The organism is Streptomyces thermoviolaceus (assembly GCF_045209695.1).
In the GTDB taxonomy this organism is placed as follows: domain Bacteria; phylum Actinomycetota; class Actinomycetes; order Streptomycetales; family Streptomycetaceae; genus Streptomyces; species Streptomyces thermoviolaceus.
Genome location: NZ_CP109280.1, coordinates 4172891 through 4197993 on the forward strand (window position 1 = coordinate 4172891; position 25103 = coordinate 4197993).

The window sequence follows — 25103 nt, forward strand, 5'->3', positions numbered from 1 at the left end:
AGGAGACGGACAGCAACGTGGCAGGGGCGCGGCAGGCCGTGCGCGAGGCCCGCAGAATCGTCGTCAAGGTGGGATCGTCGTCGCTGACCACCGCGGCCGGCGGACTGGACGCCGACCGTGTGGACGCCCTCGTCGACGTCCTCGCCAAGAGCCGCAACCACGGCGAGCGGGAGATCGTCCTGGTCTCCTCCGGTGCCATCGCCGCCGGGCTGGCCCCCCTCGGGCTGCGCCGCCGCCCCAGGGACCTGGCCCGCCAACAGGCCGCCGCGAGCGTCGGCCAGGGCCTGCTCGTGGCTCGCTACACCGCCTCCTTCGCCCGCTACGGCATCCGCGTCGGCCAGATCCTGCTGACCGGCGACGACACCAGCCGTCGCGCCCACCATCGCAACGCCTCGCGCACCCTGGACAAGCTTCTGGCGATGGGCGCCCTGCCGGTGGTCAACGAGAACGACACCGTCGCCACCGACGAGATCCGCTTCGGCGACAACGACCGCCTCGCCGCGCTCGTCGCCCACCTCGTCCACGCCGACCTGCTGGTGCTGCTGTCCGATGTGGACGGCGTCTACGACGGCGACCCCAGCAGGCCCGGCACCTCGCGGATAACCGACGTACGCTCCCCGGCCGACCTGGAGGGCGTCGAGATCGGCAGCGCCGGGAAGGCCGGCGTCGGCACCGGCGGCATGGTCACCAAGGTCGAGGCCGCCCGGATCGCGGCCGCCGCCGGCATCCCCGTGGTGCTCACCAGCGCCGTCCACGCCGCCGACGCCCTCGCGGGCAGGGACACCGGCACCTACTTCCACCCCACCGGCAAGCGTTCCGCCGACCGGCTGCTGTGGCTGAAGCACGCCTCCTCCCCGCAGGGCGCGCTCACCCTCGACGACGGAGCGGTCCGCGCCGTCGTCGAGCACCGCAAGTCGCTGCTCCCGGCCGGCATCGCCGCCGTCGAGGGCGACTTCAACGCCGGCGATCCGGTCGAGCTGCGCGACACCGCCGGCCGCGCGGTGGCCCGTGGCCTCGTCAACTTCGACGCCAAGGAGATCCCCCGGCTGATCGGCCGCTCCACCCGGGAGCTGGCCCGCGAACTGGGACCGGCATACGAACGCGAGGTCGTACACAGGGACGACCTGGCACTGCTGGAGCCGTAATGCGCCGAAACGTCCCCACGCCCTCGGTTCGAACGGCTGGGGACGTTCCGTGAAACCGCCCCGCGGAGCCGCGCGGCCTGCTGCACTTTGTCCCGGAGGTAACAGCCCGTACGAGCACCCGGCGTACGCCCGGGTGGGCACTGGGAGAAGGAGGCCGTCGTGCAACGAGTACGCCCGGGGGCGGCGTCCCGCGGTGGTACCGGCGGGTCCCCGTCCCGTGCGGCCGGCGAGGGACGCGTCCTGGCCGGCCTGACGGCCGGCGGACCCTTCGCACGGGCCCATGCGGCCGGGCCGGCACGGCAGGCGGGCGAAGAACCCGAGACGTCCGAGGCCGACGGCCGCCCCGCGGACCTGGCCCGGCTGTGGCACATCACCCTGCGGGTCTGCGGCACCCCGGCCCCGCTGGAGGAGGTGCGGCGCGGCCTGGAACAGCTCGCCCACGACCATCCCTTCCTGCTGACCAGCCGCTACGCCGACGACCACGCGGAGATCCGCTACTGGGAGGAGGCCCGCGACCTGCACGACGCGGCCGCCGTCGCACTGCGCCTGTGGGGCGAGCACCGGCGCAGCGCCCAGCTGCCGCCCTGGGAGATCGTCGGCCTGGAGGTCGTCGACCGCGACACCTACCATCAGCGGCTCGCCGAGGGCTACGGCCCGCCGCCGGCCACCCCGGTGGGTGTGCACCCGTTCTGACGGGTCCGTTCGGACAGGTGCGCCGGCCCGCGCGCCCGGTCGCGTGCGGGGCGCGGGCGTGCCCAGGGGCGGTGTGCCGGTGCGTACAGGCGCTCGCCGGAGCCTTCCCCGGCGCCCGCGCCCATGGACGCCCGGGCCGGACGGGGCGGCTCCGGCGCGTGGTCCAGGGCTGCAGGCGCCTCTCGCGCCGTACTCGCGCGCCGGCGCCCGAGGCGCCGCAGGCGGGTACCGGCAGGGCCCACGCCCGGCCGGGCCGATTCGTCCCGGCTCGTGACGTCTCGCGGTGTGGAACATCCGCTGAAGCCGTCCGCGCCGCGCACTACGCTGCCCTCATGACCACGCTCTCGCCGTACGACTCGATGTCCCCGGTCACCCAGGCCGCCTACCGGGCCAAGGCCGCCGCCGCCGACCTGGCGCCGCTGCCGCGGGTGACGAAGGACGACGCGCTGCTGGCCATCGCGGACGCCCTGGAGGTCCGTACCAGTGAGATCGTCGAGGCCAACGCGCGGGACGTCGCCAAGGCGCGCGCGGCCGGCACCGGCGACGCCCTCGTGGACCGGCTGACCCTCACCCCGGAGCGGGTTCGCGCCATCGCCGCCGACGTGCGTCACGTGGCGGCACTGCCGGACCCGGTCGGCGAGGTGGTCCGCGGCTCCACGCTGCCCAACGGCCTGGATCTGCGCCAGGTCCGTGTGCCGCTCGGCGTGGTCGGCATCATCTACGAGGCCCGGCCCAACGTCACCGTGGATGCCGCCGCCCTGTGCCTGAAGTCCGGCAACGCGGTGCTGCTGCGCGGCTCCGCCTCCGCCTACGAGTCCAACACCGCCCTGGTCCGGGTCATCCGCGACGCGGTCGGCGGGTCGGGCCTGCCCGCGGACGCCGTGCAGCTGGTGCCGGGCGAGAGCCGGGAGAGCGTGCACGAGCTGATGCGCGCCCGCGGCCTGGTCGACGTGCTCATCCCGCGCGGCGGCGCCTCGCTGATCCGCACCGTCGTCACCGAGTCCACCGTCCCGGTGATCGAGACCGGTACCGGCAACTGCCACGTCTACGTCGACGCGGACGCCGACATCGACATGGCCGTGGACATCCTCGTCAACTCCAAGGCGCAGCGCCCCAGCGTCTGCAACGCCGCCGAGACCCTGCTCGTCCACCAGGACATCGCCGCCGACTTCCTGCCGCGCGCCCTGGACGCGCTGGCCGACGCCGGGGTCACCGTGCACGCCGACGAGCGGGTCATGGCCTACGCCAAGGAATCCCGCGCCACGGTCGTGCCGGCCACCCCGGACGACTGGGACACCGAGTACCTGTCGTACGACATCGCAGCCGCCGTGGTCGACTCGCTGGACAAGGCGGTGGCGCACATCCGGCTGTGGTCCTCCGGGCACACCGAGGCGATCGTCACCTCCTCTCAGCAGGCCGCCCGCCGGTTCACCCAGCTGGTGGACTCCACCACCGTCGCCGTGAACGCCTCCACCCGCTTCACCGACGGCGGCCAGTTCGGGTTCGGCGCGGAGATCGGCATCTCCACGCAGAAGCTGCACGCCCGCGGCCCGATGGGCCTGCCCGAGCTGACCAGCACCAAGTACATCGTCACCGGCGACGGACACATCCGGCGCTGACCGTGCCCCGGCCGGTGCGCCCGCCGTGCACCCGGCGCACCGGCGTCTCACCTTGCGGATGGATTTGCATACCGTCTGCCCAAAATGACCCCCCAGGTCTACTCTGGATGCGTGCCGGAGGACGTGGGGGGCACGCCGTTCCCTGACGGCTGGGAGCCCGACGACGACCACGACCGCGGACGGCCGGACGAAGAGTCCGCCGCCGTGGTCTTCGACGAGGCCTTCGTACGGGCGGCCACGATCCATGAGCCGAGCGCCGTCGAACGCCTCCTGGCCGCTGCCCAGGCCCGCGCCGAGGCCTCCGAGACCGAGGCCCGCCGCGCGCACGCACGGGGCGAGCGCTACGACGACGGATACGGCTCCGACGGGGCCGGCTTCGACCACGACCTGGACGACCCGGGCGGGACGGGCCTGCCCCGCGGCCGCCTCGGCGGCACCGGACCCTTCGGCGGGCAGGTGCGCTGGCACCGCCCGGTGGCCTGGGTGCTCGCCCTGGTGATGGGCATCGGGATGGTCGCCCTCGCCTTCGCGGCGGTCTACCGCGGCGGCTCCTCCTCCGGCGGCCGCGACCAGGCGCCGCCGCCCGCCTCCACCGGCCTCGGACACGGCAGCGCCGAGCCCTCGGCCTCCGCCGACTCCTCCCCGCCGCTCGTCTCCGCGGTCCCCCGCTCCCCCTGAGCGCCCCCGTCGAGCGCCCGGGCGACCCCGGCGCAAGCCCGCACCCGCGATGCGGACCGGAAGCTTTCGGTCCTGACCCGCACGCGCCCGTTCACCAGCGATCGAGGCGGCCTACCCTGAAGACATGGGCGGGCCTGGAGAACCGCCGGAGGGGACGCCCGAGGGCCCCTCAGGCGCGGAGGACGAATACCGATCCATCGTGTTCGACGAGTCGTTCGTCCGTGCTGCCCCGCTCCAGGAGTACTCCGCACGGGAGCGGATCACCGACCACACCCCGGCCGTGCGCCGCCGCCCCGGGGTGCGCCACGCACTGCCCCGGCAGGCGCTGCTGTTCGTCCTGCTCGTCGTCCTCGCCTTCGTCACCGCGGTCTACATGGGGGTGCGCGGCCCGAACCCGGCCCCGCAGGCCCAGCGACCCGCCGTGCCGCCGCGGACCACCGTCGTCCCGCTCGCCCCGCAGGGCACGGTGCCCGGAGCCGACGACCCCGCCCGGCTCTACGCGCACAGCCCGGCCAAGGGCTACCTCGCCGGAGCCGAGGGCATCGCGCTGCCCACCCGCCGGGACGCCGCGCACTTCTCCGACGGCCAGGTCCTCACCGCCCTGAGCTACGTCCGGGAGTACCTGGTCGCCTCCTCCCTGGACCCGGAGGTGCTCACCGCCGGCCGGTACGACGGCGTCCGGTCCCTGCTCGACAAGGATCAGCGTGGCCAGTTCGACGAGAGCGTCGCGCACCCGGCCGCCGACGGCCGGCACGCCCTGACCGGCTGGCTCGTCCACTTCGCCCCGGACCGCGCCCGGCTCGCCGACCCGCAGGTCCGCACCAAGGGCACGCTGCAGGTGCGGGAGGCCGACCCGGCCGTGCTGGAGGTGACCGCGGACGTCACCTTCGTCTACGCGGTGAAGCCGGCCGCCTCCTCCGGTACGGCGCAGGCTTCGCTGTTCACCGTCCGGCGGGAGATGCAGTTCCGCCTCGACCGTGACGATCTGCGCGCCCACCAGGTCCAGCTCGTGCTCTCCGACGTTCGGGCCGGCCCGCTGTCCTGCGCCGAGGACTCCGCGGCCCGGTTCGCCCCGGTCCTCGCCGGCCGGACCGCCGAGGGCGACGGCCCCTCGGGCACCGACCCCTACGCCCGGGACGGCGCCATGCCCCTGTGCGGCAGCCTGTCCCCGGCCGCCGAACCCCAGGTGTGAGCCGGCCCGCCGGGCCACGGGCGCGAGGCGCCGGCGACCTCGCGGGTGGGAGCCGTCGCCGGACGAGCCGCCGCTGCGGCAGGCGCGGTCCGCCGGTCGGGCGCACGGGCCGTGCCCCCGGCGCACGCGCCGTCCGCGCCCGCCCCGCACGCACCGTCCGCGCCGTCCGCGCCGTCCGTGCACGCCGCGTCAGTCGCCGTTGCGGGGCGCGCCGTCCCCGGGCCCGGCGGGCCCGGGCGGCTCCTCCTGCGGAGGTTCCTCCGGGCCGCCCTTTCCGGCATCGCTTCCGGCATTGCGCGGAAAGCCCGGGCCGCCGAAACCGCCGAAGCCGCGCCGCAGGCGCTCGCCGAGGTCGCCCGCACCGCCCGCCAGATCGCCGACCAGTTTCATCAGCGGGTCCTTGGAGTTCTTCACCTGGCTCGCGTAGTGCGCCGCCGACTCGCGGAAGGAGCCGCCGACCGAGGCGTCCTTGTCCTCGCCGCGCCGCGGATAGTGCCCGTCCAGGATGCGCTGGTGGTCGCGGGAGCCGGCCCACCGGTTCAGCTCCGCCGCCCGCACGGCGGTGAACGGGTGGCTGCGCGGCAGCACAGTGAGGATCTTCAGCACGGAGTCCCGCAGGTCCCCGGCCTCCTCGTACTCCTCGGCCTGCCGCAGGAACGCGTCGACGTTCATCTCGTGCAGATGGTGACCGCCCGCCAGCTTCATCAGGCCCCGCAGCGACGCCTGCAGATCCTGTCCGACCAGCAGCCCCGCCCGGTCGGCCGACAGTTCCGACGTGCGGAACCACTCGCGCAGCGCCGTGACGATCGCCATGACCGCCATGTTCCCCAGCGGGATCCATGCCACCCGCACGGCCAGGCCGGTCAGGAACAGCAGGATCGTGCGGTACACCGAGTGGCCGGACAGGGCGTGCCCGACCTCGTGCCCGACGACCGCCCGCATCTCCTCCTCGTCGAGCAGCTCCAGCAGGCCCGTGGTGATCACGATCACCGGCTCGTCCAGGCCGACGCACATCGCGTTCGGCTGCGGGTCCTGGGTGACGTACATCGGGGGGACCTTCTCCAGGTCCAGGATGTAGCAGGCGTCCCGCAACATGTCGTTCAGGTGAGGGAACTGCTCGTCGCTCACCCGCACCGAGTCCGACAGGAACAGCAGCCGCAGGCTGCGCTCGGGCAGCAGGCCGCTGAGGGTCTTGAACACCGTGTCGAAGCCGCTGAGACGGCGCAGGGCGACCAGCGCGGACCGGTCGGCCGGATGCTCCCAGGCGCGCGAGGAGATGTCCGGGAAGCGTGAGCGCCGTCGGCCGGGTGTCCGCCCCTGCCCGCCGTGCCGACCGCCGTCGTCCGTCATGGTTCCCCCTCGATGTCCGAGCTGCCCGATGTGCCCCCGAAGTCGCTGCCAGCCTATGCGGAGATACGGTGGACGGGCAGCACAGCGAAGGAGAAAGCCATGGAGCACCGTCCCGCACTCGACCGGCTCACCGAGGCCGCCGGGGCCGCCGCCCAGCAGGGATCGGGTGACCTCCTCCGGATCGTCCTGGTCGTGATGGTCCTGGGCTGCATCCTGGTCGGCTGGCTGCTGCTGCGCGGCTACCGGCGCGACGACGACTGACCGCCGCGGCGGCCCCTTCGGGCCCCTCCGTCAGCCGTCGAGCCCCCCCCGCGGAGGCCGCCGCCCGCACCCGGCCGCGCAGGTCGGAGCACCGGCGTGCGGTCCGCAACAGTGGAGTCGGCGTGAGGCGTCCGACGGCGGGCGCTTACGATGAGCCGACGTCTTTATCCCGCCCACACCCGGATAGGTTCTGCCGAAGATGAGCTTCCACAGCACCGCTGCCCAGTTGGTCAACCTCGCCGAGGCCGAAGGCGGCCGCCACGAGAGTCTGAACCCGGCTGTGACGGGCGGCGCCGCGCTCGTCATCCTGCTGCTCATGCTGTGGATCACCACGCGGTTCAACCGGGACCGCTGACCCGTCGCATCCGCCCCCGGACACCGCCCGGGGCCTCGGAGACCGTGCCCGGCCATCTCGCCGCCGGAGTGCGCAGGCCGGGCCGGTAGGGTCTGCACGCATGGGAGAGCAGGACATGCCTACCGGTCCGGCGAGTGACACGGTGAACCACATCAAGCACGGACCGTGCAGTTGCAGCGGCCCGGTGTCGACGGGCAGACGCCGCCTGGGGGTCATGGGCGGAACGTTCGACCCGATCCACCACGGGCACCTGGTGGCCGCCAGCGAGGTCGCCGCCCAGTTCCACCTGGACGAGGTGGTGTTCGTCCCCACCGGCCAGCCGTGGCAGAAGAGCCACCGCCGTGTCTCCCCGGCCGAGGACCGCTATCTGATGACGGTCATCGCCACCGCCGAGAACCCGCAGTTCTCCGTCAGCCGCATCGACATCGACCGCGGCGGCCCCACCTACACCGTGGACACCCTGCGCGAACTGCGGGCCCTGAACCCCGACACCGATCTGTTCTTCATCACCGGAGCCGACGCGCTCGCCCAGATCCTCACCTGGCGCGACACGGAGGAACTGTTCTCCCTGGCCCACTTCATCGGCGTCACCCGCCCCGGCCACCACCTCGACGACCCCGGGCTGCCCGAGGGCGGCGTCTCCCTGGTCGAGGTCCCCGCCCTCGCCATCTCCTCCACGGACTGCCGTGCGCGAGTCGCCAAGGGGGACCCCATCTGGTATCTGGTGCCCGACGGGGTCGTGCGCTACATCGACAAACGCGAGCTGTACCGCGGCGAGTGAGCCGAGAGGGGCACCGGTGAACGACGGATACGACACTGGGTATGGGGGCGGGGGCTACGAACTCGTCGGCTACGACGACTACGGCCGCCCGGTGTACCGCCAGGTCCCCGCACAGCACGGCTCGCAGCAGACGTACGAGCAGCAGACGTACGACCCGTACGGCGGGCAGGATCCGCAGACCGCGCAGGGCTACGGCTACGACCCGTACGCCGCCGGCGCAGGACAGCAGCACCAGCCGTACGACGCGTACCAGCAGCCCTACCAGAACCACGCCCCCGGCGGCTACGGCGTCACCGGCGGCACCTACGACCCCTACGGGACCCAGGCGGCCCCCGGCGTCGCCGCGCAGACCTCCTACGACCAGACCTCCTACGACCAGGCGTCCTACGACGACCGGGCGTCCTACGACCCCTACGGGCGGACGGCGCCCGCCGGGCAGCAGCCGCAGGACGCCGGGCAGACCGTGCACGCGGCCCAGCAGGCCCAGCAGGCCCAACAGCAACAGCAGCCGCAGGACGCCGGGCAGACCGCCCACGTCCCGCAGCAGTCGGGCCCCGAGCAGCAGGCGTCCGCGCCCCGCTCCGGCACCGGGCAGGACACCAAGCGCACCGAGGAGCCGGAGTACCGCACCGAGCAGTTCGCCTTCGTGGAGGAGCCGGACGCCGACTCCGAGGACGTCATCGACTGGCTGAAGTTCACCGAGAACCGCACCGAGCGCCGGGAGGAGGCCCGGCGTCGCGCCCGCAACCGTCTCATCGCCCTGGCCGTGGTGCTGGCCCTGGTCGTGATCGGCGGCGTCGGCTACCTCGCGCTCGCCGGGAAGCTGCCCGGCCTGCCGTCCTCCGGCGGCCAGGGCGGTTCCGTCGCCGCGGGCGCCCAGAAACGCGACGTGATCGTCGTCCACCTGCACGACACCGCCCAGGGCGGCACCATGACGGCACTGCTGGTGGACAACACCACCACCAAGCAGGGCGCGACCGTGCTGCTGCCCAACTCCCTGGCGCTGACCGCCGACGACGGCACCACGACCACCCTCGCCAAGTCCGTGCAGGACGACGGGTCCACCGGCACCCGCGAGCAGCTCGACACCGTCCTGGGCACCAGCATCCAGGGCACCTGGCGCCTGGACACCCCCTACCTGCAGAACCTGGTCGACCTGGTCGGCGGCATCGAGGCCGACACCGACACCGACGTGCCCGACCCGGACGCCGGCGAGAAGAACACCTCCCCCCTCGTCCACCAGGGCAAGGGCCAGAGCCTGAGCGGCAAGATGGCCGTCGCCTACGCCACCTACCGGGCCCCCGGCGAGTCCTCGGACGCCGAGCTGAAGCGGTTCGGGCAGGTGATGCAGGGCGTGCTGCGGAAGATGTCCTCCGATCCGGACTCCGCGACCGTCACCGTGCAGACCCTGGCGCAGATCCTCGACCCGTCGCTGACCGACAAGGACCTCGGCACCTTCCTCGCCAAGCTCTCCGACCTCGCCAAGGGCGGCGACTACCGCACCACGCTGCTGCCCGTGCAGGCCGACGGCACGCTCAGCGCGCAGACCAGCGAGAGCGTGGTCGAGCCGATCCTGGGCGGCACGGCGAAGAGCCCGGAGCAGGGGTCGGCCGTGCGGGTCTCGCTGCGCAACGCCACCGGCAGCGAGGACAGCACGGAACAGGCCCGCGTCACCCTCCTCAACGGCGGCTTCACCGTCCTGGAGGGCGGCACCGCCGACGCGCTCGCCACCTCCCAGGTGATCTACGCGGACGCGGCCGACGAGGAGAACGCCGCCGAGGTCGCCAAGACCCTGGGCCTGCCCGACGGCAGCGTGACGAAGGGCACGACCGGCTCCGGCGCGGACGTCCTGGTCGTCCTCGGCCAGGACTACAAGCCCGCCTCGGACGGGTGAGGCCGCCGTGGGGCGAGGCGCCCCCGGTGGTCCGTGAGACCCTGGAAGGCAAGTGACCTTTCGACGGAAAGCCCTGTAGTGACCGCGACCGACCGTTCTTTGCAGCTCATCAAGACCGCCGCCCAGGCGGCGGCCGACAAGCTCGCCCACGACGTCATCGCCTACGACGTCAGCGACGTGCTGTCGATCACGGACGCCTTCCTGCTGGCCTCCGCGCCCAACGACCGCCAGGTCAAGTCGATCGTCGACGAGATCGAGGAGCGGCTGCTGAAGGAACTCGGCGCCAAGCCGGTGCGCCGCGAGGGCGACCGCGAGGCCCGCTGGGTGCTCCTCGACTACGTGGACATCGTCGTCCACGTGCAGCACAACGAGGAGCGGGTCTTCTACGCCCTGGAGCGGCTGTGGAAGGACTGCCCCGAGATCGAACTGCCCGCCGACGCCCAGGCCACCCGCGGCAAGGCCGAGGAGTACGCCCGGACCCAGGCCGCCGAGGGCTCGGCCGAGCCGGAGAGCGGGTGGCGGTGAGCGGCGTCACCGAGCCGGCGGCCCGGACCCCGGGCCGGGGCCGCCGCATCATCCTGTGGCGCCACGGCCAGACCTCCTGGAACGTCGAACGCCGCTTCCAGGGCTCCACGGACGTCGAACTCACCGACACCGGCATCCGGCAGGCCCGCCGCGCGGCCCGGCTGCTGGCCTCCCTCGGGCCCGACGCGATCGTCTCCTCCGACCTGAAGCGGGCCGTGCGCACGGCCGCCGAGCTGGCGGCGCTCACCGGCCTCGACGTCACCCAGGACGAGGGCCTGCGCGAGACCTACGCGGGTGTGTGGCAGGGCCTGACCCACGAGGAGATCCTCGCCCGCCACGGCGAGGAGTACGCCGCGTGGAAGCGCGGCGAGCCGGTGCGCCGCGGCGGCGGCGAACTGGAGACCGAGGTCGCCGACCGCGCCGCCCCGGTGGTGCTGCGACACGTGGAGAAGCTGCCCGAGGACGGCACGCTCGTGGTCGTCAGCCACGGCGGCACCATCCGCACCACCATCGGCCGTCTGCTCGGTCTCGAGCCCCGTCACTGGGAGAGCCTGGGCGGGCTGTCCAACTGCTGCTGGTCCGTCCTGGGTCAGGGACCCTCGGGCTGGCGGCTGCTGGAGCACAACGCCGGCACCCTGCCGGAGCCGGTCCTCGGCGACGACGACTGAGGCCGTCCGGGGCCGCGCGCACCGGCCGTGCGGCACCGCGCCGGACCCGGATTTCACTTTCCGGCGGGGCTCAGGCTAAAGTTCTTCTTGTTCGCCCCGCCGAGCGGGAAGAACAAGACACGCGGTTCGCCGCGTGACACCAGGGGCTATAGCTCAGTTGGTAGAGCGCCTGCATGGCATGCAGGAGGTCAGGAGTTCAATTCTCCTTAGCTCCACGGACGAATCCCGTCCCTCCGAGGGGGCGGGATTTCTCGTTTCTCCGTGCGTGTGTCGCGGCTCCGCGTCCGTGCCCCGGTGCGCGCGGCTCCGCTTCCGCGCCCGCGCCTGGGCTCGCGCGCCCGCGCCCGGGCCCGCGGCCGCTCCGTCGCTGCCGGGCCGGGTCGCGCCTGCACGCGCCCCGCGCCGGGCTGCACACCGGCCGCCGGCCCGCTCCGCACCTGCGTGGCGGGCCGGACCGCGGGAGCCGCGGGCGTGCTTCCGGCGCGGGCACCGACCGTCCGTGCGGGGGCCGTCGTCGTAGCCGTACCGGTACCGAAGCGTCGCTGACCGTGAAGCGGCCTCCGTGGCAGAATCAAACGGCCGGAAGGGACCGCGGCCCGGCGGGAGGGAGTAGCGATGCCTGCCTGCATCCACGGGGAGGCCGCCGGCCTCCTCGCAACGACGCCGGCACACGGCACCACCACGCGTCTCGCCCGCCGCTCGCGCGGCTTATCGCATGTGGCTCAAGTCCTCGAGGACGACGGAGGGATCTCGTACGTGTGCACGGCCTGCGGCCACAGCTGGAGCTGATCGATGGGTGCCCACAGGCGGAAGTGCGACTGGTGCGGCAGCGGCACGCCGATCGTGCGTGACATGGACCCGGTCAACCCCGAGTACCAGTACTGGTGCGAGGAGTGCGCGCGGGCGCTGATCATCACGGGCGACCCGATCGAGACGTACCGGGAACTGGAGGGCGAGCCGATCTACGGGCGGCTGCTGGAGGAGTACTGCACGTTGAAGCGGTTCTACTCGTTCGTCATGGTGTGACCGGCCGCGGGCCGGGGACCTGCGAGGGCGCCCCGGCCGTATGGCAATTAACGGTCATTCCGGACAGACCGGAAACGGATTTGGTGTTGCACCCCCCGGACCGTGTAATGTTGTCGACGTCGCCGGGGGAACCCGGGGAAAACGAAGACCGCACGGTCCGCCGGGCGGGAATCGTAAGAGCAAGGGGCTATAGCTCAGTTGGTAGAGCGCCTGCATGGCATGCAGGAGGTCAGGAGTTCAATTCTCCTTAGCTCCACCGGAATCGAAGGCGGGTCATCCGATCGGATGACCCGCCTTTCGGGTTCTCCGGCATTTCCGTCCCGCAGGGGCCTGGTGCCGGTGCCGTGCCCGGGGGTCGGCCCTCGGTACGGCACCTCACCCGGCGAGCGGATGTCCGCCACCGGGGACGGAGCCGCCTCCCGGACCGGGCGCGACACCCGCCGTGCCCGGCGTCCCGCCCGCGCGTCCCGGCGGCCGCGCCCCGCCCGCCCCTGGTGGGCGTCCGGCAGGCGTTCGGTGGGTCCGGCCCCGAGCCCGGGTCCGGGTGCGTCGCGGTGGGCTCGGCGGCTGCGGTACCCTGACGCCATGCGTGCCGTACGCCTTCTGCTTAGCGAGCCGCGCTGAATAGTGCCGACCGCCGGAGAGCGGGTGGTCGGAATCGGCGCGGCGTCCCCTCCTGTGCGAGGGGATTTTTCATTTCCGAAAGTCGGAGCGGCCGGCAGAGACGATCGATGGAGCTTTGAGGATCATGAGCGAGACGAACTCCGCTGTCACCGCCGACATGTCGGCGCAGACGGCGCCGCACCGCTACACGGCCGCCCTGGCGGCCGAGATCGAGGCACGCTGGCAGGACTTCTGGGACGCCGAGGGCACCTACGAGGCGCCGAACCCGAAGGGCGACCTGGCCGGCGACCCCGAGGCGGTGGCCCGCCCCAAGAAGTTCATCATGGACATGTTCCCGTACCCGTCGGGTGCGGGCCTGCACGTCGGCCACCCGCTGGGCTACATCGCCACCGACGTCTACGCCCGGTTCCAGCGCATGACCGGCCACAACGTGCTGCACACCCTCGGCTTCGACGCCTTCGGCCTGCCCGCCGAGCAGTACGCCGTGCAGACCGGCACGCACCCGCGGGTGTCCACCGAGGCCAACATCGAGAACATGAAGTCCCAGCTGCGCCGGCTGGGCCTGGGCCACGACAAGCGCCGGTCGTTCGCCACGATCGACCCGCAGTACTACAAGTGGACCCAGTGGATCTTCCTGCAGATCTTCAACTCCTGGTACGACGACAAGGCCCGCAAGGCCCGGCCGATCTCCGAGCTGGTCGCCCAGTTCGAGTCCGGTGAGCGTCCCGTCCCCGGGCACACCCGCCCCTGGAAGGAGCTGAGCCGCGTCGAGCAGGCCGACGTGCTCAGCCAGTTCCGCCTGGCCTACGCCTCCGACGCCCCGGTCAACTGGTGCCCCGGCCTGGGCACCGTCCTCGCCAACGAGGAGGTCACCGCCGAGGGCCGCTCCGAGCGCGGCAACTTCCCGGTGTTCAAGGCCAAGCTGCGCCAGTGGAACATGCGCATCACCGCCTACGCCGACCGGCTGCTGGAGGACCTGGACGAGCTGGACTGGCCCGAGGCCATCAAGCTGCAGCAGCGCAACTGGATCGGCCGCAGCGAGGGCGCCCGCCTGGACTTCCCGATCGACGGCGAGAAGATCACCGTCTTCACCACCCGCCCCGACACCCTGTTCGGCGCCACCTACATGGTGCTGGCGCCCGAGCACCCGCTGGTGGAGAAGTTCACCCCCGACGCCTGGCCGGAGGGCACCCGCGAGGCCTGGACCGGCGGCCACGCCACGCCCACCGAGGCCGTCGCCGCCTACCGCGCCCAGGCCGCGGCCAAGTCCGACGTGGAGCGGCAGGCCGAGGCCAAGGACAAGACCGGTGTCTTCATCGGCGCCTACGCCACCAACCCGGTCAACGGCGAGAAGATCCCCGTCTTCATCGCCGACTACGTGCTGATGGGCTACGGCACCGGCGCCATCATGGCCGTCCCGGCGCACGACAGCCGCGACTTCGCCTTCGCGCGCGCCTTCGAGCTGCCCATGCGCTGCGTCGTCGAGCCCAACGACGGCCGCGGCACCGACCCGTCCACCTGGGACGACGCGTTCGTCGCGCACGAAGCGGCCATCGTCAACTCCAGCGGCGAGGGCGTCACGCTGGACGGCCTGGGCGTCGCCGAGGCCAAGTCCCGCATCATCGCCTGGCTCGAGGAACGCGGCATCGGCGAAGGCACCGTCAACTACCGCCTGCGCGACTGGCTGTTCAGCCGCCAGCGCTACTGGGGCGAGCCCTTCCCGATCGTCTACGACGAGGACGGCGTCGCCCACGCCCTGCCCGAGTCGATGCTGCCGCTGCAGCTGCCCGAGGTCGAGGACTACAGCCCGCGCACCTTCGACCCGGACGACGCCGACACCCAGCCCGAGACCCCGCTGTCCCGCAACAAGGAGTGGGTCGACGTCACCCTCGACCTGGGCGACGGGCCGAAGAAGTACCGCCGCGAGACCAACACCATGCCCAACTGGGCGGGCTCCTGCTGGTACGAGCTGCGCTACCTCGACCCGCACAACGACGAGCGGCTGGTCGACCCGGAGATCGAGCGCTACTGGATGGGCCCGGGCGAGGGCCGCCCGCACGGCGGTGTCGACCTGTACGTCGGCGGAGCCGAGCACGCCGTGCTGCACCTGCTCTACGCCCGCTTCTGGTCGAAGGTCCTGTACGACCTGGGCCACGTGTCCTCGTCCGAGCCGTTCCACAAGCTGTTCAACCAGGGCATGATCCAGGCCTACGTCTACCGGGACCGGCGCGGCATCGCGGTGCCGGCCGCCGAGGTGGAGGAGCGCGACGGCGCGTACTACTACCAGGGCGAGAAGGTCACCCGCCTGCTGGGCAAGATGGGCAAGTCCCTGAAGAACGCGGTCACGCCGGACGAGATCTGCGCCGAGTACGGCGCCGACACGCTGCGCCTGTACGAGATGGCCATGGGCCCGCTGGACGTCTCCCGGCCGTGGGACACGCGCGCGGTCGTCGGCCAGTTCCGTCTGCTGCAGCGGCTGTGGCGCAACATCGTCGACGAGAACTCCGGCGAGGTCACCGTCACCGACGCCGCACCCGACGAGGAGACCCTGCGGGCGCTGCACAAGGCCATCGACGGTGTGCGCGGCGACCTGGAGAACATGCGGTTCAACACCGCCATCGCCAAGATCACCGAGCTGAACAACCACCTGACCAAGTCCGGCGGCCCGGTGCCGCGCTCGGTCGCCGAGCCGCTGGTGCTCATGGTCGCCCCGCTGGCCCCGCACATCGCCGAGGAGCTGTGGCACAAGCTGGGCCACACCGACTCGGTGGTCCACCAGGACTTCCCGGTGGCCGACCCGCAGTACGTCGTGGACGAGACCGTGACCTGCGTGGTGCAGATCAAGGGCAAGGTCCGGGCCCGTCTGGAGGTGTCGCCGTCCATCTCCGAGGAGGAGCTGGAGAAGGTGGCGCTGGCCGACGAGAAGGTCGTCGCGGCCCTGGGCGGCGCCGGCATCCGCAAGGTGATCGTGCGCGCGCCGAAGCTGGTGAACATCGTCCCGGCGTGACACCGCCGGGACCACCGGCGGGCATGCCAGGGCATGCCCTGCACGACGCCGCCGCCACGGCCGGCGGGCGACGTCCCGGGACGACGCCCGCCGGGACCACCGGCGGGCATGCCAGGGCATGCCCTGCACGACGCCGCCGCCACGGCCGGCGGGCGACGTCCCGGGACGACGCCCGCCGGGACCACCGGCACGCACGGCGTCCGGGTGATCCCTTACGGGCAGGTTCGGGGTTCTTCGGGAACCCCGGGCCTGCCCGTTGCGTTTACCGTGGAGGAGCGTCGCGGCCGTGCCGTCACCAGCCGAGGAGAAGCGCCGTGGAAGCAGTCGTCACCGTCTTCGCCGTGATCTTCCTGCTCTGCCTGCTGCTCGGCGCCTACGTCACCGTCAAGGCCGTCACCGCCGCCAAGCGGGGCGTGGACCGCACCATCGGCCAGGCCAGGCGCGCGGTGGAGGACCACACCCTGCGCGCCAGGACCCTCCTCCAGCCCGGTGCCGCGGGCGAACTGGCCGAGCTGCGGCTCACGCTGCGCACCTCGCTGCGCGCCACCGAGGACGCACTGCGCACGGACGCGAGCGAGGACCCCTCACTGCGCGAGTCCGTCGCCCTCTTCGAGCGTCTCAAGGCGCACGGGCAGGAACTGGACGCCGAGCTGAAGAGCCTGGAGAACGAGCCGGACCAGGCCATGCTGGCCCAGCGGCTGCCCGCGCTGCGCGAGCGGACCCGGCGGATCACCCGCTCCGCCGACTCGCTGCGCTGGGCCGCCCGCGACCGTGCCCGCCACTTCGCCGAGGACGACCTGGACACGCTGAGCGCCCAGATCGACATCGAGTCCGACGCCCTGCGCCACTGGACCGGGACCGGCCCGCAACACCCGACGGCACCCCCCTCCGCCGACCCCGCACCCCCGGCCGGGGCGCAGCCGTCGGCGCGGAGCGGGCCGACGGCCACGCCCACGGAGCCGACGCACGGCCCGGCCACCGGCCCCGACCCGTCCCGGCCCTCCCTGACCGCACCACACCGCCGCTTCACCCCCTCCTGGATGAAGGACGCCCGCCCCGAGAGCACCACATGACCTGCCGGCGGCCCACCCGGTCAGAGGGGCTGGGCTGCCGCCCCGGCACCACGGCAGGTAACCTCCAGCTCATGTCCCGCCATGTCGCGATCGTCACCGATTCCACGGCCTACCTGCCGCACCGGATGATGGAGCGCCACGGCATCACCACGGTCCCGCTGACCGTGGTCCTCGGTGACAGAGCACTCGAAGAGGGCACCGAGATCTCCACCCGCTCCCTGGCCCAGGCCCTGCAGAAGCGGCGTCCCGTCACCACCTCACGCCCCAGCCCGGAGCTGTTCGCCGAGACCTACCGCGAGGTCGCCCGGTCCGGCGCCGAGGCCATCGTCTCCCTGCACCTGTCCGCCGAGCTGTCGGGCACCTACGACGCCGCAGTGCTGGCCGCGCGCGAGGCCCCGGTGCCGGTACGGGTGGTGGACACCGGGATGGTCGCGATGGCCCTCGGCTTCTGCGCCCTGACCGCCGCCGAGACGGCCGAACAGGGCGGCACGGTGGACGAGGCGGTCGCCGCCGCCGAGAAGCGCGCCGGGAACACCTCCGCCTACTTCTATGTCGACACGCTCGACTATCTGCGGCGCGGCGGTCGCATCGGCGCCGCGCAGGCCCTCCTCGGGTCCGCGCTCGCCGTCAAACCGCTGCTGCAGCTGCGGGACGGCCGCATCGAACCGCTGGAGAAGGTCCGCACCGCATCCCGGGCGATCGCCCGCCTGGAGGAGATCGCGGCCGAGCACGCCGGCGGTCCGGGCGTCGACATCGCCGTGCACCATCTCGCCGCCCCGGAACGGGCCCTGGCCCTCGCGGACCGGCTGCGGGCCCGGCTGCCCGGCCTGGCCGAGCTGCATGTGAGCGAGGTCGGCGCGGTCATCGGTGCGCACACGGGTCCCGGGCTGTTGGGGGTCGTGGTCTCGCCTCGGTGAGGGCGTGGTCTCGACCCGGTGAGGGCGTGGTCTCGACCCGGTGAGGGCGTGGTCTCGACCCGGTGAGGGTCACTGTCTCAAGGGGCACTGTCCTGCCTTGCCTTGGTGAGACACGGTCTCGTCCGTTGTGACACACGGCCGGCCATCGGGCCGGCCGGGTACGGGGAATCCCGCGTGCGGCTGTCCCTCGTACGGCTCCCGCGTACGGCAAACCCTTGTACGGCTGTACGGCAATCCCTGGACCGAGCATTCCCTCGTACGGGTGGCGGAGATATCCACAACTGAGCTGTCATCCACGGAAATTCACCAAGATCACCGCCATGGTGGGGTTCTGCCCGATGCTCCTGCCATGGCACGTCGATCTCACACACGGACGGCAACCGCCACCAGCGGCCCGGGCCGCTGCCCAGGTTCCGACAGCCGTACCCGCCACCGCCGTCTGGCGGGCCGCACCGGCCGCGGACACCGGCAGGCACGCGCCGACGAACTGCGCCGCCGGGCCGAGGCGCTGTTCACCGAGCACCTCAACGACATGAGGCACTGCAACGGCATGGAGCACCCCAACGGAACGGGCGAGCCGGGCACCGGATCTCCGCCGGTGCCCGCGACGGACTTCTCCGTTCCGCGCTCCACGGTGGGGGACGGCTCCCGGCTGCCGCTGGTCCCGAAGGCCCCCGGGCGGACGGCCGCCCGCCCGGGCGGGGTGCCCACGACGACCGCCCCGGGCACCCCGCCCCCGGCCGAGGGCCGACGGCCCTCGCCGACCTGGGCACGCACCGGCATCGTCCCGTCCGGTGCCTTCACCTCGGATCAGGAGCGAACCGCCGAGGCTCGGGTCACCGAGTCCGGGGTCACCGAGTCCGGGGTCGCCGAACCCGAGGTCGTGGAATCCGGGGTCGTCGACTCCGGCATGGTCCAGCCGTGGGCCGGGGGCGGGCCGGGGCACAGCGGCGCGTACCTCGGCACAAGTGCCCTTGCCGTGCCGCCGCCCAGCCGGGACAGGACCGGCCGCGAGGGAACCGGCCGCGAGGGGCCCGGTCGGCCCGGTCGGAACAGGACAGGCCGAGACAGCGCCGGTGGCGAAGGGGCCGGTCGTGACGGGACGGGGCATGGCGCCACTCGTGCCGAGACGACCGACCCGGAGGACGAGAAGACCGGGCCGGACGCCCCGGCGACAGGACTGGACGCCCAGGCCGCGGCCGACGACGAGATGCCGGGGCGGGCGGAGCGCGCCGGGCTGGCACTCACAGAGCGGTTGCCGCTGTGGATGCAGACCCGGTGCGGCCTCGAACGGCGTCATGTGGTCGCCCTCACGGTGGTGTTCGCCGTGGCCGTGGTCGTCGCCGTGCAGCACTTCTGGTCCGGCCGCACGCAGGACGTCCGGGCACCGGAGGTCGTCCGCGCCGCCGCCCCCGCCGCGGCGCATGGGGACCGCGGCCACGCATCGCCCGCTGCCCCGGCATCGCCCGACGCACCGGGCGCCTCTCCCGGGCCGGGGATCGTCGTGGACGTCAGCGGCAAGGTGCGGCATCCCGGGGTCCACCACCTCCCGGCGGGTTCCCGGGTCGCCGACGCGCTGCGCGCGGCCGGCGGGGTGCGCCCCGGCACCGACCTGAGCGGCCTCAATCGTGCCCGCTTCCTCGTGGACGGGGAACAGGTGGTCGTCGGCGGACCCGCCCCTGCACCCGGTCCGGCGGCGGCCGCGACGGCAGCCGGCGCGGCAGGGGCGCCCACGGCCCCGGTGTCCCTGAACACCGCGACCGCCGAGCAGTTGCAGACCCTGCCGGGAGTCGGCCCCGTCCTGGCCCGGCACATCATCGACTACCGCACCCAGCACGGCGGCTTCCGCTCGGTGGAGGAACTGCGGCAGGTCACCGGCATCGGCGACCGCCGCTACGCCGATCTGCGCGACCTGGTGACGCCATGATCCGCCGCCCGCCCACGCCCAGCCGCCACCCCGAGCCGCCGACCGCACTCGTCGTGCCCGCCGGTCCTCCCGGGCCCGCCCGACCTTCCCGGCCCGTTGAACCTCCCGGGCCCGGCGGCCCTGCTCCGACCGGCATGCTCGCCCGCAGCGGCGCTCCAGCACAGCCCGGACGACCGGCACCGGCCGTCCCGGAGCGCACGCTGCCCGCCGCACGCCCCCGCTCCCCGGTGCACGCGGCCTCCGGCCATCGGCTCGGTGCCGCGCATCCCCGCCAGGAGGGTCCGGCCGACCTGCGCCTGGTCCCGCCCGCTCTGGCCGCGTGGGGCACGGCCGCACTGGCCGTCGATGCTCCCGCGTCCGGGCTGACCGCCTTCGTGCTCCTGTGCCTGGCCACCGCCGGTGTGCTCCTGCTCGGCCGACGCGATGCCCGCAGCCGCCTCACCCGACACGGCAGCCCCGACCGGCAGCCCCGACCCCCGACGCCCACGCGGACACAGCTCCGGACAGCCTCCCGGCCCCGAGTCTGGGCACGCGCGACGGCGGCGACCGCGCTGCTCGGCGCCGCCGCATCCGCCGCCTCGGCAGGGCTGCACGCGGCGGACCTGCGACGGGGCCCCGTACCGGAGCTGGCCCGGCAGTACGCCACGGTGACCGCGGAGGTCCGGCTGACCTCCGACCCCCGGGTGAGCCGGCCCAGGGTCAGCGGCGACCACCTGACCCGGACCGTCGTGCTGATCGAAGCCGACGTACGGCGCGTGGCCCGCACGGGAGCGGCCGGCACGACGGCGACCCGGACCCCGGTGCTGATGCTCGTGGACACCGGAACGCCGGGGCAGGGGAGCCGCGGCGCGCGCGACGGGAGCGCCGCAGGGAGCCGCGAGGAGGCGGAGCCGCGTTCGCCCTGGCTGGAGCTGCTGCCGTCCACACGACTCCGGGTGACCGGCCGGCTGGAGCCCCCGCGCACCGACGGCGACGGCATCGCGGCGGTGCTGCGGGTCCGCGGGCAGGCGGCCCCCGTGACGACCGGGGAACCGTCCACAGTGCAGCGGCTGGCGGGCCGGCTGCGTGCCGGACTGCGCGTGGCCACGGACCACCTGCCCGGGGATGCGCGGGCCCTGCTGCCGGCCCTGGTGGTCGGCGACACCTCACGGATCACGCCCGAGCTGGACGAGGCGTTCAAGGAGACGGACCTCGCCCACACCCTGGCCGTCTCCGGGAGCAACCTCACCGTCCTCCTCGCCCTGCTCATCGGCCCGCCCGGCCTGGCGCAGCGCGCCGAGCGCCGAGGACTGGCCCCGCGGCTGGGCCTGACGCTGCGCACCACCGCGCTGTGCGGCGGAGTGCTCACCGCCGGGTTCGTCGTCGTGTGCCGGCCCGACCCGAGCGTGCTGAGAGCGGCGGCATGCGGTGCCGTGGCGCTGCTCGCGCTGGCGACCGGGCGCCGCAGATCGCTGCTGCCGGCCCTGGCGACGGCCGTGCTGCTGCTGGTCCTCTACGACCCGTGGCTGGCCCGCAGCTACGGCTTCCTGCTCTCGGTGCTGGCCACCGGGGCCCTGCTCACGCTGGCCCCACGCCTGAGTGCCGCGCTGCGCAGGCATCGGGTGCCCGCCCGTCCGGCCGAGGCGATCGCCGCGGCGGCCGCGGCACAGGCGGTGTGCGCTCCGGTCGTCGCCGTGCTGTCGGCGCGGGTCAGCCTGGTCGCCGTGCCGTGCAATCTGCTCGCCGAGGCCGCGGTCGCGCCCGCCACCGTGCTGGGCTTCGCGGCCCTGGCGGCCGCACCGCTCGCGATGCCGGTGGCCGAGGCGCTCGCCTGGTGCGCCGGCTGGCCCGCCGGATGGCTCGCGGGTGTGGCCCGCACCGGGGCGGCGCTGCCCGGTGCCGGAGTGGACTGGCCGGGCAGCTGGGCCGGAGCGCTGCTGCTGGCCCTCGCGGTCGCGGTGGCCGTGCCGGTGGCCGGAAGGCTGCTCACGCGCCCCTGGCTGTGCGCGGCCTGCGCGGTGCTGCTGGTGCTGGCGGTGGTACGGCCGCCACCACTGACCCGGGTGGTCACCGGCTGGCCGCCGCCGGGCTGGCGGTACGCCATGTGCGACGTGGGTCAGGGGGACGCGACGGTGCTCGCGGCCGGAGCGGGCACCGGCATCGTGGTGGACGCGGGACCGGACCCGAAGCTCGTGGACCGCTGTCTGCACGACCTCGGCATCGACCGGATCCCGCTGCTGGTGCTGACCCACTTCCACGCCGACCATGTGGCCGGTCTGCCGGGCGTCCTGCGCGGGCGTTCCGTCGGCGCGATCGAGACGACCGGGTACGCCGAACCCGAGGACCAGGCGGCCTTCGTCCGCCGGGAGGCGGCCCGCCACGGTGTCCCGGTCACCGTGGCGGCGGCCGGGGGGGAGCGCCGCATCGGTGACCTGGCCTGGCAGGTGCTGTGGCCGCCGCGTCCGGCCCCCGCCCCGGACGGCCCCAACGACGCCAGCGTCACCCTGCTCGTCCGCTCCGGTGCCCTGCGCCTGCTGTTGCTCGGCGACCTGGAGCCGCAGACCCAGCAGGAGGTGCTGCGGTCCGCGGGGCCCCGCCTCGCGGGCGTGGACGTGCTGAAGGTCGCGCATCACGGCTCGGCGTACCAGAGCTGGGACCTGCTGCGGCTGGCGGCCCCGCGCCTGGCCCTGGTCTCCTGCGGGGCCGGCAACCCGTACGGGCATCCGGCGCCCGGCACGATCGCGGCACTGCGGGCGCAGGGCACGGCGGTGCTGCGGACCGACCGGGACGGAGCCCTGGCGGTCACGGGCGCGGGCAGGGAACTGCGGGTGGCCCGCGACTGACCTGGCCGCCTGCCCGGCGCGCGCCGGGCAGGCGACGAGGGCGGCACGCTCGTCGTCGGTGAGGTGCTCGGCTTCCGCGCCAGGCCGCAGCCCGGCAGTGCCGCTGCCCTGCCCGCCTTGCCCGCGCCGTCCCGGGACTGCGGGGCGGCGTGGCGCAGGGCAGCGGGGCGGGGAGAGGGAGGGGTGGGTGGGGGAGGGGGGAGGGGGCCCCGCCCCCCTCGGGGTTGGCAGCGCTCGGTCGCCGACATCGCCCCAGGTCGGCGCCAGTCGAGATCGGCGCGCCTCAGCCCAGAGCCACAGCACCGCTCAGGACCACCAGCACCGCTACGATCCGGCACCCGGGGGGTGCCGATCCGCCCGTTTCCGCGGGTGCCGGACAATGGCGGGCGTGAGTGACGTGAGGCATGTGCTGGTGCTGCCGGACCGCGACGCCGCCGAGGAGGCGGCCGCCGCCCTCGGGGAGCGGTTCGGCCTCGACGAGGAGCCGCAGCCCCTCCGGGAGGCGCTGGCGGGGGAGGACGACGCCGAGGACGCCCAGTGGCTGCTGGTCCTGCGGGACGAGGAGGAACGGCTGGATGCCGAAGAGCTGGACGAGTTCGCGGCGCAGTGGGACGGCTGGCGCGAGGAGCCCTAGCCGGCGCCCCTGCGGCCGGTGATCTTGTCGGTGGCCCGTGGGATGCTTGACGCGATGCCCAGGAAGACCGCGAACGACGATCCCCTCGCCCCGGTGACCCTGGCCGTGGGCCAGGAGGAACTGCTGCTCGACCGTGCCGTGCAGGAAGTGGTGGCCGCCGCCAAGGCCGCCGACGCCGGCACCGATGTACGGGACCTGACCCCGGAGCAGCTGCGGCCCGGCACGCTCGCCGAGCTGACCAGCCCTTCGCTGTTCGCCGAGCGCAAGGTCGTGGTCGTGCGCAACGCGCAGGACCTGCCGGCCGACACGGTCAAGGACGTCAAGGCGTACCTGGCGGCACCGGCCGAGGAGATCACGCTGGTGCTGCTGCACGCGGGCGGTGCCAAGGGCAAGGGTCTGCTGGACGCCGCCCGCAAGGCGGGGGCGCGCGAGGTGGCCTGCCCGAAGATGACCAAGCCGGCCGACCGGCTGGCGTTCGTGCGGGGCGAGTTCCGCAGCCTGGGACGGACGGCCACGTCCGAGGCGTGCCAGGCGCTGCTCGACGCCATCGGCAGTGACCTGCGGGAGCTGGCCTCCGCGGTGGCCCAGCTCGTCGCCGACGTCGACGGCACGATCGACGAGGCCGTCGTGGGCCGCTACTACACCGGACGGGCCGAGGCCTCCAGCTTCACCGTCGCCGACCGCGCCGTGGAGGGGAAGGCGGCGGAGGCCCTGGAGGCACTGCGGTGGTCGCTCGCCACGGGCGTGGCACCTGTGATGATCACCAGTGCACTGGCGCAGGGCGTGCGGGGGATCGGCAAGCTGATGTCCGTGCGGGGTGGCCGCCCCGCCGACCTGGCGCGGGAGCTGGGCATGCCGCCGTGGAAGATCGACCGGGTCCGGCAGCAGATGCGCGGCTGGTCCCCGGACGGGGTGGCCGTGGCCCTGCGCGCGATCGCCGAGGCGGACGCCGGGGTGAAGGGCGGCGGCGACGACCCGGAATACGCCCTGGAACAAGCCGTCGTGACGATCGCCCGGGCAGCCCGTTCCCGGGGCCGGGCCTGACGAAGCCGGAAGCCCGGAGCCGACGAGGCACCCGGTGTCGACGGAGCCCACTCGGTGCCCGCGCAGCACGCCTGAAGCCGGCGAGACACCCCGGTGACGGTGCCGACTGGACCGGCCAGGCGGCCTGTCCGACCGCGGCCGCGCGTCCGACAGCGCTCGCCCGTCCGACTGCGGCCGCGTGTCCGATCGCGCCCGCCCGTCCGACCGCGGCCGCGCGTCCGACAGCGCCCGCCCGTCCGACCGCGGCCGCGCGTCCGGTCACGCCCGCCCGTCCGACCGCGGCCGGTCGGCGGGACGATCACCCGGCCCTCAGGAAACGATCACCGGCCCGGAACAGCCGGAACCAGAAGAACGAAGCCCCAAGCCCAGAACCCCCACCCCCTGGAAAACCAAAGGCCCTGGCAAGCCTCCCCCTGGGGATAGGGGAGACCTCCGGGGCCCAAGGTCTGCAAGGTGAGCCCGTACCCGCGTGGCGAACGCAGGCCGCGTACGGGCTCGGGATGGTGTGGTGCCGGTCGGGGGCGGATGAGAGAGGGCCCGCCCGGGTCCTTCCGGCGGTCAGATCAAAGGAGCCTCAGCCCTTGAGGGCCGCGACCTGCCGAGCCAGGGCCGACTTCTTGTTGGCGGCCTGGTTCTTGTGGATGACGCCCTTCGAGACGGCCTTGTCCAGCTGGCGCGCGGCAGCCCGCTGCAGCTCGGTGGCCTTCTCGACGTCACCCGCGGCAGCGGCCTCGCGAGCCTTGCGGATCGCGGTCTTCAGGGAGGACTTGACGGCCTTGTTGCGCAGCCGGGCCTTCTCGTTGGTCTTGATCCGCTTGATCTGAGACTTGATGTTCGCCACGAAAGAGCCTTTTCAAGTTCTGGCCCG

The 25103-nt window shown here is 73.7% G+C and carries 22 protein-coding genes and 2 tRNA genes; 21 read left to right on the forward strand and 3 right to left on the reverse strand.

Translation table 11 applies throughout. The features are described from left to right. Positions 1-17: 17 nt before the first annotated feature. From proB to OG899_RS18240, 5 genes are all read left to right on the forward strand, one after another. Positions 18-1145 carry a glutamate 5-kinase gene (gene proB, locus OG899_RS18220; RefSeq protein ID WP_125498384.1) on the forward strand — a complete coding sequence of 376 codons (1128 nt, stop codon included), beginning with the start codon at positions 18-20 and terminating at the stop codon, positions 1143-1145. 159 nt (positions 1146-1304) lie between these two features. Beyond that, entirely contained in the window at positions 1305-1838 is a 534-nt protein-coding gene (locus OG899_RS18225; RefSeq protein ID WP_125498370.1) for a hypothetical protein, read from the forward strand. Positions 1839-2170: 332 nt separating this feature from the next. Then, the gene (locus tag OG899_RS18230; RefSeq protein WP_125498371.1) at positions 2171-3457 is read left to right on the forward strand and encodes a glutamate-5-semialdehyde dehydrogenase; all 1287 of its coding nucleotides are present in this window, start codon (positions 2171-2173) and stop codon (positions 3455-3457) included. 84 nt (positions 3458-3541) lie between these two features. Then, positions 3542-4135: a hypothetical protein gene (locus OG899_RS18235; RefSeq protein ID WP_125498372.1), complete on the forward strand. Its 594-nt coding sequence runs from the start codon at positions 3542-3544 to the stop codon at positions 4133-4135. Between the two features lie 124 nt (positions 4136-4259). Beyond that, on the forward strand, positions 4260-5327 hold the full coding sequence (locus OG899_RS18240) for a hypothetical protein (protein WP_125498373.1): 1068 nt from the start codon (positions 4260-4262) through the stop codon (positions 5325-5327). Between the two features lie 189 nt (positions 5328-5516). Here OG899_RS18240 and OG899_RS18245 read toward each other — a convergent pair whose 3' ends face one another. After that, positions 5517-6677: a M48 family metallopeptidase gene (locus OG899_RS18245; protein ID WP_168132429.1), complete on the reverse strand. Its 1161-nt coding sequence runs from the start codon at positions 6675-6677 to the stop codon at positions 5517-5519. Between the two features lie 99 nt (positions 6678-6776). Between OG899_RS18245 and OG899_RS18250 the strand changes: the two genes are divergently transcribed. From OG899_RS18250 to OG899_RS18280, 7 genes are all read left to right on the forward strand, one after another. After that, the gene (locus tag OG899_RS18250; RefSeq protein WP_168132430.1) at positions 6777-6938 is read left to right on the forward strand and encodes a hypothetical protein; all 162 of its coding nucleotides are present in this window, start codon (positions 6777-6779) and stop codon (positions 6936-6938) included. Between the two features lie 199 nt (positions 6939-7137). Next, positions 7138-7293, forward strand: a complete 156-nt coding sequence (locus OG899_RS18255; protein WP_168132431.1) for a hypothetical protein — start codon at positions 7138-7140, stop codon at positions 7291-7293. 100 nt (positions 7294-7393) lie between these two features. After that, the gene (gene nadD / locus OG899_RS18260; protein ID WP_125498375.1) at positions 7394-8074 is read left to right on the forward strand and encodes a nicotinate-nucleotide adenylyltransferase; all 681 of its coding nucleotides are present in this window, start codon (positions 7394-7396) and stop codon (positions 8072-8074) included. 16 nt (positions 8075-8090) lie between these two features. Continuing rightward, on the forward strand, positions 8091-9968 hold the full coding sequence (locus OG899_RS18265) for a LytR C-terminal domain-containing protein (RefSeq protein WP_406311090.1): 1878 nt from the start codon (positions 8091-8093) through the stop codon (positions 9966-9968). A 78-nt stretch (positions 9969-10046) separates the two neighbouring features. Then, the gene (gene rsfS, locus OG899_RS18270; protein ID WP_125498377.1) at positions 10047-10493 is read left to right on the forward strand and encodes a ribosome silencing factor; all 447 of its coding nucleotides are present in this window, start codon (positions 10047-10049) and stop codon (positions 10491-10493) included. Beyond that, complete coding sequence (locus tag OG899_RS18275; RefSeq protein WP_168132432.1) at positions 10484-11161, forward strand: histidine phosphatase family protein; 678 nt, start codon at positions 10484-10486, stop codon at positions 11159-11161. Before rsfS ends, OG899_RS18275 begins: the two co-directional genes overlap by 10 nt. A 142-nt stretch (positions 11162-11303) precedes the next feature. Next, positions 11304-11376 (forward strand) — tRNA-Ala (locus OG899_RS18280). Between the two features lie 507 nt (positions 11377-11883). Here the strand turns inward: OG899_RS18280 and OG899_RS18285 are convergent. Continuing rightward, the gene (locus OG899_RS18285; protein ID WP_260604110.1) at positions 11884-12015 is read right to left on the reverse strand and encodes a hypothetical protein; all 132 of its coding nucleotides are present in this window, start codon (positions 12013-12015) and stop codon (positions 11884-11886) included. Here OG899_RS18285 and OG899_RS18290 point away from each other — a divergent pair. The 9 genes from OG899_RS18290 (at position 11954) to holA (ending at position 24235) form a co-directional block, all read left to right on the forward strand. Continuing rightward, positions 11954-12187, forward strand: a complete 234-nt coding sequence (locus tag OG899_RS18290; protein ID WP_125498379.1) for a hypothetical protein — start codon at positions 11954-11956, stop codon at positions 12185-12187. The two genes, OG899_RS18285 and OG899_RS18290, sit on opposite strands and share 62 nt — an antisense overlap. Before the next feature lie 183 nt (positions 12188-12370). After that, positions 12371-12443 (forward strand) — tRNA-Ala (locus OG899_RS18295). 492 nt (positions 12444-12935) lie between these two features. Beyond that, on the forward strand, positions 12936-15818 hold the full coding sequence (leuS, locus tag OG899_RS18300) for a leucine--tRNA ligase (protein WP_406311091.1): 2883 nt from the start codon (positions 12936-12938) through the stop codon (positions 15816-15818). Positions 15819-16132: 314 nt separating this feature from the next. Continuing rightward, positions 16133-16891, forward strand: coding sequence for a hypothetical protein (locus OG899_RS18305; RefSeq protein ID WP_406311092.1), 759 nt, complete (start codon positions 16133-16135; stop codon positions 16889-16891). Positions 16892-16962: 71 nt separating this feature from the next. Next, a complete protein-coding gene (locus OG899_RS18310) occupies positions 16963-17808 on the forward strand; it encodes a DegV family protein (protein ID WP_125498382.1) in 846 nt (281 codons plus the stop codon). Positions 17809-18157: 349 nt separating this feature from the next. Next, positions 18158-19735, forward strand: a complete 1578-nt coding sequence (locus tag OG899_RS18315; protein ID WP_406311093.1) for a helix-hairpin-helix domain-containing protein — start codon at positions 18158-18160, stop codon at positions 19733-19735. A 134-nt stretch (positions 19736-19869) separates the two neighbouring features. Further along, positions 19870-22557 (forward strand): ComEC/Rec2 family competence protein, encoded by a 2688-nt coding sequence (locus OG899_RS18320; RefSeq protein ID WP_168132434.1) that lies wholly within the window; start codon positions 19870-19872, stop codon positions 22555-22557. Between the two features lie 388 nt (positions 22558-22945). Beyond that, entirely contained in the window at positions 22946-23191 is a 246-nt protein-coding gene (locus OG899_RS18325) for a hypothetical protein (protein ID WP_125497934.1), read from the forward strand. Positions 23192-23245: 54 nt separating this feature from the next. Next, on the forward strand, positions 23246-24235 hold the full coding sequence (holA, locus tag OG899_RS18330; protein WP_189343472.1) for a DNA polymerase III subunit delta: 990 nt from the start codon (positions 23246-23248) through the stop codon (positions 24233-24235). A gap of 574 nt (positions 24236-24809) precedes the next feature. Here the strand turns inward: holA and rpsT are convergent. After that, positions 24810-25076: a 30S ribosomal protein S20 gene (gene rpsT, locus OG899_RS18335; RefSeq protein ID WP_125497936.1), complete on the reverse strand. Its 267-nt coding sequence runs from the start codon at positions 25074-25076 to the stop codon at positions 24810-24812. Positions 25077-25103: the final 27 nt, after the last annotated feature.